Consider the following 15,937-nt stretch of genomic DNA (forward strand, 5'->3'; position numbering starts at 1 on the left):
ATTACTTAAAAATAGTTTAAAACTTTTTTTGGTCAAGTCACAAAACTGTTTCAATTTTATTATGTCATACATAATACAAAAATAAAACAAAACTTGCTGTATGAAAGTATTTTTAAAGATCGGGTTGATGCTCACCTTTTCGGTTCTCACATTTTTGGCGGGAGCTCAATCCATCAGAGTTTCAGGACAGGTAATATCGAAAGATGATAATGCAGGCCTTTCCGGCGCTTCGGTTGTTGTAAAAGCAAAAAACACCGGAACGCAAACCGATGCTGAAGGCCGTTTCAGCATTGAGGCTGCTATCGGCGATATACTTGTTATTTCTTCTGTGGGTTTTGTGCCGCAGGAAGTAAAAGTGGAAAATGCAAACAGTATCACTATTCAACTGCAGTCGTCTGCTTCTAAAATGGACGAGGTAGTAGTTGTGGGTTATGGCACACAACGTAAATCAAAGATCACAGGTTCGGTGAGTAAGCTCGATCCGAAAGTGTTGCAAACAGGTGTACGTTCAAACCCTGCATCTGCTTTGGCCGGAACTATTCCCGGATTACGTGTGCAACAAACTTCAGGTCGACCTGGTGCCGTGCCAAGCATTGTATTACGTGGTGGTACCAATTACAATGGTTCAGGTTCGCCATTGGTTTTGGTAGATGGTTTAATTCGTGCTGGTTTCTTTGAAGTAAACCAGGAAGACATTGAATCAATGGAAGTATTGAAAGATGCATCGGCCACTGCTATTTACGGTGCACGTGCCAACAATGGTGTAATTCTTATCACTACTAAAAAAGGTAAAGCAGGTACATCAAAAATTACAGTAGGTTCTAAAGTTGGTATTAACCGCTTGAATCTTCCATTTGAGTTTCTGAATGCAAGAGATTATCTCTACTGGTCGAGAACTGCAGTGAAAACTTCAGGTGTATATGATGCCTCACGTTTATCACAATTAACGGCTGCTGGTCCATTCGGCACCGGTAATCGTTTTCTTGATGGGAGCGGTAACGTTATTGATGGTAATGTAAATTCACTTGGCGTGTGGAGCACAATGAAACTTGATAATACAAATCGTCATAAGCTCGGCGATGGTTGGCAAACGATGATCGATCCGATTAATGGAACAGATACGCTCATCTTCAATAACTTTAATTACAAAGACTATGCATTGCGTCCTTACAGTTTAACTCAGGATCACAATGTATCAATGAGTGGCGGCAACGATAAAGGAAAATATTATGCAGGCTTTGGCATGTATGATGAAAAAGGTTTACCCATCAATACATTTTATCGCCGTTACACATTTGTGTTGAACAGCGAATATAAAATACGTTCATGGTTAACTTCTACGTCCAGTTTAAACTTCGCCAATGCAAAATGGCGTGATCCTGTTACCAATTCAGAAGGTAACTATCTGTCACGTTCATTAGGTGCACCTCCAACCATGCGTGGACGTAATGAGAAAGGTGATTTGCTGGTTGGTCGTGATTTTGGTGATGGTAATCCATTGGTGAATGATGATAAATTTATTCGTAATAACAACAGTGATAAGTTTACGATGTCGCAAGGATTTAAAATTGATCTGCTGAAAAATCTATGGCTTAAAACAAGTGCTAACCTGTTTTATGATGAAGGTTATAACGAAAGTTTCAATAAGGATTATCTGCAAAGTCCCGGTAACATTAACCGTACACGTTCATCGGCTGCATCGTTTGGCCGTACGTTAAGTCAAACGTATAATGCAGTGATCGATTACAATAAAAGTTTTGGCGATCATGATCTTGATCTGATGGCAGGTTCAGAATATTATGATACATACGCTTATGGTGTATCGGCTTCAGGTTCACAAGCACCTTCAGACGATTTTCTTGATCTGCAATATGTTCGTCGTGATGCAACAACACAACCTTCTGTTGATTCATATCACGAACGTCAGCGTATTCTTTCATTCTTTGGAAGAGCTACATACGACTACAAATCGAAGTACTTGCTTACTGCAACAGTGCGTAGCGATGGTTATTCAAAACTCATCAACAACCGTTGGGGAACATTCCCCGGTGTGTCTGTTGGCTGGAACCTGCACAAAGAAGATTTCTTCAATGTAAAATGGATCAATGCATTAAAGCTTCGTGCCAGCTATGGACAAAATGGTAATGTAAGTGGCATTAGTGCTTATGGCTTGCAAGGTGGTTATAGTGTGAACCGTTACAATACATCAACAGGATATCTCTTTTCAACTCCACCATTTCCTGATCTGTTATGGGAACGCTCATCAACTTATGAAGTGGGTGCAGAAGGAAACCTGTTAGGTAAAATTGATTTTATGATCGCTTATTACAAGCGCATCACATCAAACAAAATTTCAAGCTTTAATCTTCCAGCTACTTCCGGTATCACCAGTTTAACAACCAATAACGGTAGTATGCAGAACCAGGGTGTGGAAGTTGATGTAAACTATTCAATCATTCGTAAAAAAGATTTGGATGTAAGTTTTGCAGCCAACTTTGCTTACAATGCAAACAAAGTATTGCAACTGCCAAATAATGGTTTAGAAAATAACAGGCAGGGTGGTTTCCAGATTTGGGATCCATCACAAAAGAAAATGATCTGGGTAGGTGGTATACAGCAAGGACAGGATCCGAATGTGGCCTATGCTTACGTAGCAGATGGATTGTTCCGGTCACAAGCTGAATTGGATGCATATGCCAACCGTGTTGATCTGAATGGTGCAAAAATTTTATTAGGTACCGGTAAATATGCTGCACTTACACCTGCACAACGTTCAAGTTATTTCCCGATTGCATTGGGTGATGTACGTTGGAAAGACATTGATCAAAACGATACCATTGATTTTCGTGATCGTGTATACATGGGTCGCACTGTTCCACGTTTCACCGGTGGCTTCACTGCATCTGCACGTTGGAAAGGTTTATCAGTGAGTGCACGTTTCGATTATGCGCTGGGCTTTACTGCATATGATGGTCCACGTGCATGGTTTATGGGTAATGCACAGGGTACATTCAACACCATTACTGATGTGCACGACACATGGTCGCCAACAAATGTGAATGCAAAATTCCCTACTTACTATTGGGCTGATCAGTTGTTCAAGAACAATGTTTTGCGTGAGTCAAGCATGTTCTACAAAAAAGGTGATTACCTCGCATTGCGTGAGATCAACATCAATTATGCACTGCCGGTAAAATGGGCAAGCATGATCAAAAGCCAGGGCGTTAATTTCTCAGTAACCATGCAGAACGTTGCTTATTTAAGTAAAGCAACCTTGTACTCTCCTGAATCAGGAAGTATTGCAAACTCTGCAGCAGGTTTTGGTGGCTATCCGCTTCCACGTATTATCATCTTTGGTGCACAGGTAACATTTTAATTCATGTCAATATTTATACAGATGAAAAAGATTTTAAACGGTTTGTTATTGCTGACGTTGATCGTTTCTGTAAACGCCTGCAAAAAATTAGATCTTGCTCCGGAAGATTATTATGCCAGTGGCAACTTCTGGAAAACAGCTGCACAGGTAGATGGTGCGATGGTTGGTTTACACAATCAGCTACGGGGTTTCCAGTTTACATTTTTCAATATGGGCGAACTTCGTGGTGGTGTATTTAAGGATGCAACCGGTGCAACCGGCACATCATCGCTCAACTCCGCAGCTATTATCCGCCAGGATCTGCGTGAGTCGGCTCCCGGTTTTTCAAGTTGGGCAGGATTATACGGCCCTATCTTCCAGGTAAACCTGTTTATCTATAACGTGGAGAAAGCAGATTTTTTACCGGAAGCCGATAAGAAATATTATCTCGGCCAGGCATATGGTTTAAGAGCATTTTATTATTTTCATTTGTACCGCACTTATGGACGTGTGCCATTGGCTACAGAACCGAAAGTATTAACGAGCACACCAACATCTTCTGAGCAGGCATTTCTTGCCCGTACAAAAACAGAAAAAGAAACATTGGATTTTATTAAAGCTGATGTAGAGAGATCAGTAACCAATTTCAATGCGAATTATACGAGTAAGTTCAGCAAATCATTATGGTCGCTGCTTGCAACACAAATGTTGAAGGCTGAAGTGTATTTGTGGAGTGCGAAAGTAAAGATCGATGGAGCAGCACCAACAACTACAACAGTCGATCTTACAACAGCACGCACAGCAGTTGAAGATGTAATTGCACGCACATCAAAACAAAATGTTTTTGCTGATGTGTTTAAGTACAGCAATAAAGGAAACAATGAGGTGATCTTTGCCATGCGTTACCAGGTAGGTGAAGCAACCAACAACTATGGTCAGTTTATTTATGCGCAAACAGATCCCATGAGCAGTTTTGTTACGGTTGGCGGAGCGCCTCTAACATCAGATCAGGCAGGTGCATCAGCAGCCGATCCATTAAAAGTTGCAGGTGGTGGCACCATCATTCGTTACGAATACAAGTACGATCTGTTTGCAAAATATGATACTGCAACTGATCTGCGTGCAAGAGCAACCTTCTTTGATTTTTATCGTACACCAACATCAACAGCAACAAATAAATTTGTAAACCTGCGTAAGTTCTTAGGAACAATGGATGGCACCAACAGAAGTTTTGCAGATGATGTACCTGTTTATCGTTGGGCTGAAGCAATGTTGATCCTTGCAGAAATAAAAAATAAGCAGGGACAGGATCCTTCTGTTGAGATCAATGCTGTTCGTCAGCGTGGTTATGGTGCAAATCCATATCCTGTGTATGCAAACGGAAGTTTTGAAGCAAATGAAATTGCCATCTTCGAAGAAAGAGGGAAAGAGTTTGTAGCTGAAGGAAAACGTTGGTACGATCTGCGCCGCATGCAGGATGCAACAGGTGATCCGCTTGCATTCAGAACAGACCTTCCATTAATTGGTGTGCTTACAAAAGCAACACAGGAGTATAAGCTGTTGTGGCCAATTGACAGAACAACATTAAATCAGGATCCTACATTGGAACAAAATGCAGGTTATCCGGGAACATAGTATCGTTTAATTTTCATAATCAGCAGTTAGTTTAACCGGGAGTAGTCTTGCTCCCGGTTTTAAAAAATCTTTATTAATTTTTACGAATTAACCGAACGTATGAACAGACAACATTTAGAAGGTTTAATTGCAGCGCCGTTTACACCGATGCACCAGGATGGTTCATTGAATCTCGCTGTCATTCCATCGTATTACGAAATGCTTAAGGGAAACAGTGTAAAAGGAGCATTCATCTGCGGTTCAACAGGTGAAGGGGTTTCGTTATCATTAAACGAAAAGAAAGCAGTGGCCGAAGCATGGGCTGCAGTTGCAAAAAATGATCACGATTTTATTGTGATGCCGTTGCTGGGCGGTACCTGTTTAACCGACTGCAAAGAACTTGCATTGCATGCACAGCAGATCGGTTTAAATGCTATTTCGTTTACAGCACCGTTTTATTTTAAACCGGCATCGGTTGAGATGCTGGCAAAAGCCTGCAGTGAGGTAGCATCGGTAGTACCCGATATGCCGTTTTATTATTATCATATTCCGGTATTAACGGGAGTGAATTTTCCGATGATCGATCTGTTAAAAGCAGTAGACGATCTTATGCCCAACTTCGCCGGCATCAAATACACACATGAAGACTTCATGGATTTTCTTTCGTGTATGAATTTTAAAGATGGCAAGTACGATATGCTGTGGGGCAGAGATGAAAATATGTTGCCTGCGTTGGCATTGGGTACAAAAGCATCGGTAGGCAGCACGTTTAATTATGCAGCGCCGTTGTATTACCAATTGATTGATGCATTTAATAATGGCGATTTAAAAGCAGCCAATGCGTTACAGCAACAATCGATCGATATGATTACCTTGTTAGGAAAGTACGGCGGTATTGCAACAGGTAAAGCTTATATGAAACTGTTGGGTATTGATTGCGGAGAGTTTCGTTTACCGGTGAAGAATATGAACGCTGAACAATTTGAAGCATTTAAAAAAGAAACAGAACAGATCGGTTTCGCAGAATTTTCATCACGCTTACAACCGGCAGTGAATGCATAAACAGTAATGAATCGCTTGCACATATCACTATTATTCTTCCTCATGTTTTTGAACGCATCCATATATGCACAGAAAAAACAGGAGCTGAAACTGCAATGGACTGTTGCAGCCGAGCTGCCTGTTGCCGCAAACGAAACGAAAGCGTTGGGTGTTGCCGGTGCTGTTACAGGTGTACATAAGCATAAATTAATTGTTGCAGGTGGCGCCAATTTTCCCGGCGCAATGCCATGGTTAGGCGGTAAGAAAAAATATTCTGATGAGCTGTATGTATATGTAAAAAGCGGCGCCGGTATTTCCTTGAAGCAAAAAGCGAAGCTGCCTTTTACAATTGCCTATGCCGCATCTTGCACTACTGCAAAAGGAATTGTAGTAGCGGGTGGTGAAAACGAAAACGGCATCAGTAACAAAACAGTTCTTCTGCAACTTACAAATGATGCATCGGTATTTTCTATACAAAACCTGCCCGATCTTCCGTTTGCAATAACCAATGCATCAATTACAACAAACGGACAGAACGTTTATTTAGCCGGTGGTGAAATGGCTAATGGAGTAAGTGATCGATTACTTGTATTAGATCTCAACAATATTGCAGCCGGATGGAAACAATTATCAACAATGCCTAAGCAGACATCACATCCAGTGCTGTTGACAAAAGAACATATTATTTATTTGATTGGCGGACGGAAGCGAAACAGCAATGGTATCAGCGATCTGTACAATACAGTTTATGCATTTGATCTGTTAACCAATCAATGGACTGAAAAGAAATCCTTACCCTATGCTTTATCTGCCGGCACAGGAGCTGTATATAAAAATCAACTGCTGGTGTTTGGTGGCGATAAAGGTGAAACCTTTCATCGAACCGAAGAATTAATTGCAGCGATCAATACCGCAACAGATGAAACAACCAAAAAGAAATTAACGGATGAGAAAACTGTTTTGCAATCGGTTCATCCGGGTTTTAGTAAAGAAATTTTATCGTACGATATAATCAATGATAGCTGGGATGTTATTGGCAATATTCCCTATGCAACTCCTGTTACCACAACAGCGGTTACATGGAATAACTGCTTTTTTATTCCAAGCGGAGAAATAAAAGCCGGTGTACGTTCTCCTTTTATTTTATCAGTTAAAGCAACTACCCGAAAATGAGTAAATCAAAATTATATCCGTGGGTTGTTGTTGGTTTGCTGTGGGTAGTGGCCTTGCTTAATTATATGGACAGGCAAATGCTCAGCACCATGAAGCCATCGATGATGATCGATATTGCTGAGTTGCAAACAGCTGCCAACTTCGGCAGACTGATGGCGATCTTTTTATGGATCTATGGCATCATGAGTCCGTTTGCAGGAATGATCGCTGACAGAGTAAACCGCAAATGGCTTATTGTTGGAAGTTTGTTTGTATGGAGTGCAGTTACATTAGCAATGGGTTACGCCGAAAACTTTAAACAACTGTATTGGCTTCGTGCAGTCATGGGCGTTAGTGAAGCGCTGTACATTCCGGCTGGTTTATCACTCATTGCCGATTATCACAGCGATAAAACAAGATCACTCGCTATTGGTATTCACATGACGGGTTTGTATATGGGTCAGGCATTGGGTGGCTTTGGTGCTACCATTGCATCAGCTTTCTCGTGGAAAACAGCCTTTCATTCTTTTGGTTTGATCGGTATCTGTTATTCAGTTGTGTTGATCCTTTTCTTACGGGAGAAAAAAATAAATACAGTTGAATCAGTAATCAGTTCAACAACAAAACCATCTGTTACAAAAGGATTGGCTTTATTGCTAAGCAATATTTCTTTCTGGATCATCTTATTATACTTTGCTGTGCCAAGCTTACCTGGCTGGGCAGTGAAGAATTGGTTGCCGACATTGTTTGCAAATAATCTCCATGTTGATATGTCGCAGGCCGGTCCTTTATCAACTATCACCATTGCGGCATCTTCTTTCATTGGTGTCATCTTCGGTGGTTTGTTATCAGATCGCTGGGTGCAAAAAAATATCCGTGGAAGAATTTACACGAGTGCAATTGGTTTGGCATTAACCATCCCATCCTTATTATTTATTGGTTTGGGTGATACGGTCTTTCATGTAGTGGCAGCCGCCTTTTGTTTTGGCTTTGGTTTTGGCATGTTCGATGCCAACAATATGCCCATCCTTTGCCAGTTTGTTTCATCGAAATACAGAGCAACGGCTTATGGCATCATGAATATGACAGGCGTTTTTGCAGGAGCATTCATTACTGATTGGTTAGGCAAATCAACCGATGCAGGCAATCTGGAAAAAGATTTTGCCATGCTCGGAGGCATTGTTGCATTTGCATTGATCATACAGTTATGGTTTCTGCGTCCAAAAGCAACAACAGTAGAATAAATATTAATCAGCTTTATAAAAAATAAAAATGAAACGAATTTGTTTGAGTGTGCTTGTGTTTTTTGTAACAACAATGATTGCTGTTGCGCAAACAACGCCGGTTACTGTTTTTGAATCGGGTAAAGAAGGACACAAGAGTTATCGTATTCCCGCAATCGTTACGTTAAAAAACGGAACCTTGCTTGCTTTTGCAGAAGGTCGTGTAAATAATGCAGGCGATTTTGGCGACATCAATATTGTATTGAAACGCAGTTCTGATAATGGCAAGACATGGAGTGTCATACAAACTGTTGTAAACTATGATAACCTACAGGCAGGTAACCCTGCGCCTGTTGTTGACTTAGCTGATCCTACGTATCCGCAGGGAAGAGTGTTTTTGTTTTATAACACCGGTAACAATCATGAAGGCGAAGTGCGTAAAGGAAAAGGTCTGCGTGAAGTATGGTATAAAACATCAACTGATGGAGGTGTAACATGGAGCGAAGCGGTAAACATAACAAAGCAAACACATAGACCTTTACAGCCAACTGCAAATACTGATTACAATTTCAAAGAAGACTGGCGGAGTTATGCCAACACACCTGGTCATGCGATGCAGTTCAATACAGGTGTGTACAAAGGACGGATTTTTATTGCAGCCAATCACTCGGCAGGTGAACCATTGAAACAAGCGGAGGATTACAAAGCACATGGCTTTTATACAGATGATCATGGTAAAACATTCCAATTAAGTGAAACAGTTGAGCGTGTTGGCGGTAACGAGGCAATGGCGACAGAAATTTCAGGCAGCCGTTTAATGATGAACATCCGTAACCAAAAAGGTGATGTGCGTGCAAGATTGATCGCTATCAGTAATGATGGTGGTACAAAGTGGGACAGTGTTTATTTTGACAACAACTTACCCGATCCTGTTTGCCAGGGAAGTATTTTAACGGTTGGTAAAAAGAAGGGCAAATATATTGTTGCCTTCTGCAATGCAGCCGATATAAAGAGCCGGGATAATCTTACACTCCGCATCAGTTACAATGATGGCTTTACATGGAAGAAAAGTATCCTCATTGATTCAACCGGTAAAAGAGACAATGCTGCTTACTCCGATATCGTAAGTATTTCTAAAAAGAAGATCGGTGTCCTCTACGAAAAAGATAATTATGCAAAGATCATTTTCACTGTTGTAAAGTGGAACTGATACTGTATTCGAAATAAGAAATCAACATGGCTTACACAACAAATGATTTAATTGCACTTCGTGATTTTTATGCAAACCAATTACTGAACGATACCGTTCCGTTTTGGTTTCCCCGTTCGTTCGATACAGAACATGGTGGGTTTTTATTGATGCGTGATGCAGATGGTTCGCTCATCGATGATGATAAGGCTGTTTGGATACAGGGAAGGGCTACATGGTTGTTATCAACCTTATACAATACTGTTGAACAAAAACAGGAATGGCTTGATGGTGCAAAGCTCGGCTATGAATTTCTCAACAAATATTGTTTTGATACAGACGGTCAGATGTTCTTTCATGTAACACGTGATGGTCAGCCCATTCGTAAACGTCGTTATTTTTTTTCCGAAACATTTTATGTAATTGCCGCTGCAGCTTATGCAAAAGCAAGCGGTGATGAGGAAGCTGCTGCTAACGCAAGAAGAGTATTCGGTGAATGCATTGCATATGCAAGTGGCGAAAAGAAACTGGAGCCAAAGTTCACCGGCACAAGACCGGCAAAAGGAATTGGTGTACCGATGATCATGATGAACACAGCACAACAGTTAAGAGAACTGATTGGTGATGATCGTTGTGATGAATGGATCAGCAAATGGATATATGAAATTGAAACCTACTTTGTAAAAGACGATATTAAATGTGTGATGGAGCAGGTGGCGCCCGTTGGCAGCATCATTGATCATATAGATGGACGCACACTCAATCCCGGTCATGCAATTGAAGGCGCCTGGTTTATTCTGCACGAAGCAAAGCATCGCAACAATGATCCGCATCTGATTGCACTTGGTTGCAAAATGCTCGATTATATGTGGGAGCGTGGTTGGGATAAAGAGCATGGGGGCATTTTGTATTTCCGTGATGTGTATAACAAGCCTGTACAGGAATACTGGCAGGATATGAAATTCTGGTGGCCGCATAACGAAGTGATCATTGCCACATTATTAGCGTATACCATGACGGGCAGTGAAAAATATGCGCAGAGGCATAAGCTGGTGCATGAGTATGCGTACAGTCATTTTCACGATAAAGAAAACGGAGAATGGTTTGGTTACCTGCATCGTGATGGCAGCATTGCACAAACAGCCAAAGGCAATTTGTTCAAAGGTCCTTTTCATTTACCTCGGCAGGAGTGGTATTGCATGCAGTTGTTAAACGAACATTCGCAATCTATTTCGAATCTTGCGCATACGGTTGAGCACTCATCAAACAGTTTTAATTTATAGTTTCAGTCCAGCAATTTTTTAATTGTTCTCATCAATGAAAAGATTGTCATTCAGTTTACTTTTATTTCCCTATGTTGCCATTGGCCAGGTGTCAGTGGCAACATTTTTTTAGCCAATATGGTTTTATAAAGCGATAAACCGGTTGCTAATGGAAATGATAGTGACGGCATTCATGCAGAATAAACAGGTGTTAGTGAAATTGAAACAAAAGCCTGACTATATTTATTATAGCTGGCAACCGTTCAGCAAGGGGAATCTTGCGAACGAAGAACAATTGCCGGCATCAACTTTTAAAATACCAGTCAAGTGAAGAAGATCAACATTGCATGCCTGCTTTTATTGATGCAGCAATTTCTGTTTGCACAACGTAATGATGTAACAATTCGTTTTGATACACCTGCTGCTCATTTCACCGAAAGTTTACCACTGGGTAATGGCCGTTTGGGCGCCATGATGTTTGGCAATACAAAAAAGGAACGGATTGCTCTCAACGAAATTTCTTTGTGGAGTGGTGGCCCGCAGGATGCCGATATTGAAAATGCCTACCAGTTTTTAAAACCAATCCAGGATTATTTACTGGCAGGCGATAACAAGGCCGCACAGGATCTATTACAAAAGAATTTTATTGCAAAAGGAAAAGGATCGGGACATGGCAGAGGAGCGAACGATAAGTATGGCGCTTATCAAACAATGGGCGACTTGTTCATCATTTGGAAAGACAGTAATGCTGCAGTAACAAACTATAACCGTGTGCTTGATCTGGAGAAGGCAATAGCCACAACAACATTCACACGCAATGCTGCAACGTTTACTGAAGAAGTATTTACCGATTTTGTAAATGATATTACATGGGTGCGTTTATCAACAACAAAGAAGGGCAGCATCAATGTGGTACTTGCGTTGTACAGAAAAGAGAACGCACAAATCAAAACCAAAAAGAATACGATTGCGATGATGGGACAATTACCATCGGGTGCTGATAAAGGAATGCAGTTCGTGACCGTAGCACAACCTTCGGTTAAAGACGGCACTATAAAGCAGGAAGGAAATGAACTGGTAATTGAAAATGCAACGGAATGCTGGATCAGAATTTCATCAGCAACAAATTACAATTACGCAATAGGTAATCTTTCAACAGAAGATGTTTTTGAAAAAGCATTTGCATACATCGAAAAAGCAAAGCAAACTTCTTTTACTGCAGCACAACAGAAAAGTACAGCTGCGTACCAGCAACTCTTTAATCGTTGTCGTTGGACAATGCCCGACAGCAAAGCCGCAACTGCGTTAACCACCAACCAACGTTTGATCAACTATCATAAAGGTGAAGAAGATCTACAACTACCGGTGTTGTATTTCAATTTTGGAAGATATTTGTTGATCGGTTCTTCACGTCCGGGTTTGTTGCCAGCCAACCTTCAAGGTTTGTGGGCGGTGGAATACCAAACACCATGGAACGGCGATTATCATCTCAACATCAATATCCAAATGAATTACTGGCCGGCAGAACTAACCAATCTTGGAGTACTTGCTGAGCCGATGCATCGTTTTACTTCATCGTTGGTTCCGAACGGAACAAAAACGGCAAAAGCATATTACAATGCAAATGGCTGGGTGGCACATGTTATCAGTAATCCCTGGTTCTTTACATCGCCGGGCGAAGGTGCCAGTTGGGGATCAACATTAACAGGTGGTGCGTGGTTGTGTGAACATATCTGGGAACACTATCGCTTTACAAAAGATACGGCCTTCTTAAAAAAATATTACCCCGTATTAAAAGGTGCTGCACAGTTTTTACAATCCATCTTAATAAAAGAACCAACGCATGGATGGCTGGTAACAGCGCCATCAAATTCACCGGAGCATGCGTATAAAATGCCGAACGGTTTTATCGGCAACACCTGCATGGGGCCAACGATGGATATGCAGATCTGCAGAGAATTATTCAACGCCTGCATCGATGCATCGGCAGTGTTAAAAACAGATGCGCAATGGCGAAATGAATTAACATCAACAGTAAAACAGTTAGCACCCAACCAAATTGGTGCAAAAGGTGATTTGAATGAATGGGTAAACGATTGGGAAGATGCGGAGCCGCATCATCGTCACGTATCGCACTTATACGGGTTACATCCTTATGATGAAATTTCAATCAGCAAAACGCCTGCATTGGCAGAAGCAGTGAAGCAAACATTGTTGCAACGTGGCGATGCAGGAACCGGTTGGAGTATGGCGTGGAAAATAAATTTCTGGGCACGACTGCACGATGGTGAACATGCATTGCAATTGTTTAAGCAATTGGTAAAGCCAGTTGCAGGTGGTGATGAAATTAAGATGAGCGGCGGCGGCGGTACTTATTCCAATTTGTTTTGCGGACATCCGCCTTTCCAGATTGATGGCAACTTTGGTGCAACAGCAGGACTTGCAGAAATGTTGTTGCAAAGCAATGAAGAGGAAGCTGAATTGTTACCTGCTTTGCCTGCGGCATGGCACACCGGCAGCATTAAAGGCCTTTGTGCACGTGGAGGATTTGACATCAGTATGGAATGGAAAAACGGCGCACTTGTTTCTTGCACCGTTCTTTCAAAAACAGGGAAAGATTATACGCTTTTGTATAAAGGGAAAACAATCCGTTTAAAAACAACGAAAGGAAAAACCTACAGGTTTATGTTGAACGATTTTAAATAAAAAGTTATTGATTATGTCCTTAAAATTTGCAAAGTTCCTGTTGTTACTTGCTTGTCCGTTACCCATGTTTGCGCAACAGGTAGCTATTATTCCGCAGCCGGTTGAATTAAAACTGAACGAAGGAAATTTTATCATCGATAAAAATACTTCTGTACAGTTCAATGCTTCACAAGCTGCATTAAAACCGGCAGTTGATTTTTTTATCAACGCTGTAAAAGATGTTTCGGGCATTGCGTTGCAGCAGAATAAACCGGCAGCAAAAAAAGTAGAATTCATTCTTGCTGCACAAACTGCATTCAAGCCAGAAGCATACAGCTTAACTGTTACGCCTTCGCTTATTCAGATAAAAGCAAGCAGCTATGCCGGAATATTTTACGGCATTCAATCGTTGCTGCAAACATTACCACAGGTGCGCACTAATGCGGCATTGCAGGTTCCTTGTATGCAGATCAATGATGAACCACGTTTTAAATGGAGAGGTATGCATTTGGATGTGAGTCGTCATTTCTTTTCAGCTGATGTGGTGAAACAATACATCAACCTGCTGGCGATGTATAAGATGAATACATTTCACTGGCATTTGGTGGATGACCAGGGCTGGCGAATTGAAATCAAAAAATATCCAAAGCTTACTTCAACAGGTGCATGGCGTGTAGATCAGAATGATAAAGTATGGGGCAGCCGTCCGCAGGCACAACCCGGCGAAGAAGCAACTTACGGTGGCTACTACACGCAGGAGCAGGTAAAAGAAATTATTGCATACGCAAAAGCAAGAAACGTAACAGTAGTGCCTGAAATAGAAATGCCCGGGCATGTGGCATCGGCCATTGCAGCTTATCCGCAACTGAGTTGTACACAACAACCGCAGCTGCCGTTAACAGGTGGTAACTACAACAATATGTCGTCGAATTATTGTGCAGGTAACGAAGAAGTGTTTTCGTTTTTGCAGGATGTGTTAACGGAAGTGATCGCTTTGTTCCCTTCAACATACATTCACATCGGTGGCGACGAAGTGGATAAAGGCCCATGGAAAAAATGTGAGCGTTGCCAGGCACGCATGAAAAAAGAAGGATTGAAGAACGAAGAAGAACTGCAGAGTTATTTTATTAAACGCATGGAGAAATTCATTGTCAGCAAAAAACGAAAAATGATTGGCTGGGATGAAATACTGGAAGGTGGATTAGCACCTGAAGCAACGGTAATGAGCTGGCGTGGTGAAGCAGGTGGTATTGAAGCGGCAAAGATGCATCATGATGTGGTGATGACACCGGGTTCGCCTTGTTACTTCGATCATTACCAGGCTGGTCCGGAAGGTGAGCCGTTGGCCATCGGTGGTTTTAACACCGTAAAGAAAGTGTACGATTATGAACCGATACCAAAAGAGTTGAGTGCAGAACAACACAAATATGTGTTGGGTGCGCAGGGCAATGTGTGGACAGAATATATTTCTACTGCCGAACATCTTGAATACATGGTGTTGCCACGTATGCTGGCATTGGCAGAAACAGTATGGTCGCCTGCAGCAACAAAAAACTGGAATGATTTCAGCAGACGTTTGCAGTTTCATTTCAATGCCTTTGATGCAAAAGGTTTACATTATTCGCCGGGCAACTTTACAGTTGATATAAAACCAGCTGCAAAAAATGGCAAACTGGAAGTAGCGTTATTCTCAGAAGTGCCAACCGCTTCGATTCTTTATACAACTGACGGCACCGTAACAACCATTTCAAGTGCAGTGTATACAAAGCCAATTGCAGTAGAAAGCACACAAACCATTCGTGCAGTAACCATGCAGAACGGAAAGATCATGAACCTCCAACCAGTTGAACAACGTTTTGTGATGCACAAAGCAGTTGGCGCAAATGTGCAATATGTTCATCAGCCTTCACGGTCGTACATGGCCGATGGCATCAATTCCTTAACCGATGGTGTAAGAGGAAAATCGGCAGTGAACAAATTCTGGCATGGCTTCAATAAAAATAATCTTGTTGCAACGGTTGATCTTGGTACAGAAAAAAATATCAGCCGTATTTCACTTGGTTGTTTGCAGCATTACCGTGACTGGATCTTTTTACCAACAGCTGTAAAGTTTGAAGTGTCGGTTGATGGTAAAACATTCACCGAAGTGGCAACCGTGCAGAATGATGTACCGGTGAATACACTTGCACTCACCATCAAAGATTTCACAGCAAAGTTTCCAGCAACCAATGCCCGTTATGTGCGTGTAACAGCATACACATTGGAAGCATGTCCGAAAGGTCATCCAGGTGAAGGAAAACCTGCATGGACCTTTGCTGATGAACTGGAAGTAGAGTAGTAAGACTATTTGCAAACAAATGGTCACGTGTAAAGCAATGATATAGCGGTTGTCAGTAATTGCATATTTTTGGTGCAA

9 protein-coding genes are annotated in these 15,937 nt (G+C 41.6%); all 9 read left to right on the top strand.

The window, feature by feature from the left end; genetic code table 11:
- Positions 1-100: 100 nt before the first annotated feature.
- The 9 genes from H4075_RS08720 to H4075_RS08760 all read left to right on the top strand — a co-directional run bounded on the left by H4075_RS08720 (position 101) and on the right by H4075_RS08760 (position 15,859).
- Positions 101-3,376 (top strand): SusC/RagA family TonB-linked outer membrane protein, encoded by a 3,276-nt coding sequence (locus tag H4075_RS08720; protein WP_182805985.1) that lies wholly within the window; start codon positions 101-103, stop codon positions 3,374-3,376.
- 21 nt (positions 3,377-3,397) lie between these two features.
- Entirely contained in the window at positions 3,398-4,990 is a 1,593-nt protein-coding gene (locus tag H4075_RS08725) for a RagB/SusD family nutrient uptake outer membrane protein (protein WP_182805987.1), read from the top strand.
- A 99-nt stretch (positions 4,991-5,089) separates the two neighbouring features.
- A complete protein-coding gene (locus tag H4075_RS08730; RefSeq protein ID WP_182805988.1) occupies positions 5,090-6,031 on the top strand; it encodes a dihydrodipicolinate synthase family protein in 942 nt (313 codons plus the stop codon).
- Positions 6,032-6,073: 42 nt separating this feature from the next.
- Positions 6,074-7,183 carry a Kelch repeat-containing protein gene (locus tag H4075_RS08735; protein WP_182805990.1) on the top strand — a complete coding sequence of 370 codons (1,110 nt, stop codon included), beginning with the start codon at positions 6,074-6,076 and terminating at the stop codon, positions 7,181-7,183.
- Positions 7,180-8,406 (top strand): MFS transporter, encoded by a 1,227-nt coding sequence (locus tag H4075_RS08740; protein ID WP_182805992.1) that lies wholly within the window; start codon positions 7,180-7,182, stop codon positions 8,404-8,406. Before H4075_RS08735 ends, H4075_RS08740 begins: the two co-directional genes overlap by 4 nt.
- 28 nt (positions 8,407-8,434) lie before the next feature.
- Complete coding sequence (locus tag H4075_RS08745) at positions 8,435-9,595, top strand: sialidase family protein (protein WP_182805993.1); 1,161 nt, start codon at positions 8,435-8,437, stop codon at positions 9,593-9,595.
- Between the two features lie 26 nt (positions 9,596-9,621).
- On the top strand, positions 9,622-10,857 hold the full coding sequence (locus H4075_RS08750; protein ID WP_182805995.1) for an AGE family epimerase/isomerase: 1,236 nt from the start codon (positions 9,622-9,624) through the stop codon (positions 10,855-10,857).
- A 306-nt stretch (positions 10,858-11,163) separates the two neighbouring features.
- On the top strand, positions 11,164-13,542 hold the full coding sequence (locus tag H4075_RS08755; protein WP_220494916.1) for a glycosyl hydrolase family 95 catalytic domain-containing protein: 2,379 nt from the start codon (positions 11,164-11,166) through the stop codon (positions 13,540-13,542).
- A 13-nt stretch (positions 13,543-13,555) separates the two neighbouring features.
- Positions 13,556-15,859 carry a glycoside hydrolase family 20 protein gene (locus tag H4075_RS08760; RefSeq protein WP_182805997.1) on the top strand — a complete coding sequence of 768 codons (2,304 nt, stop codon included), beginning with the start codon at positions 13,556-13,558 and terminating at the stop codon, positions 15,857-15,859.
- The last annotated feature ends 78 nt before the right edge of the window (positions 15,860-15,937 follow it).

The organism is Lacibacter sediminis (assembly GCF_014168535.1).
Classification (GTDB): Bacteria; Bacteroidota; Bacteroidia; order Chitinophagales; family Chitinophagaceae; genus Lacibacter; species Lacibacter sediminis.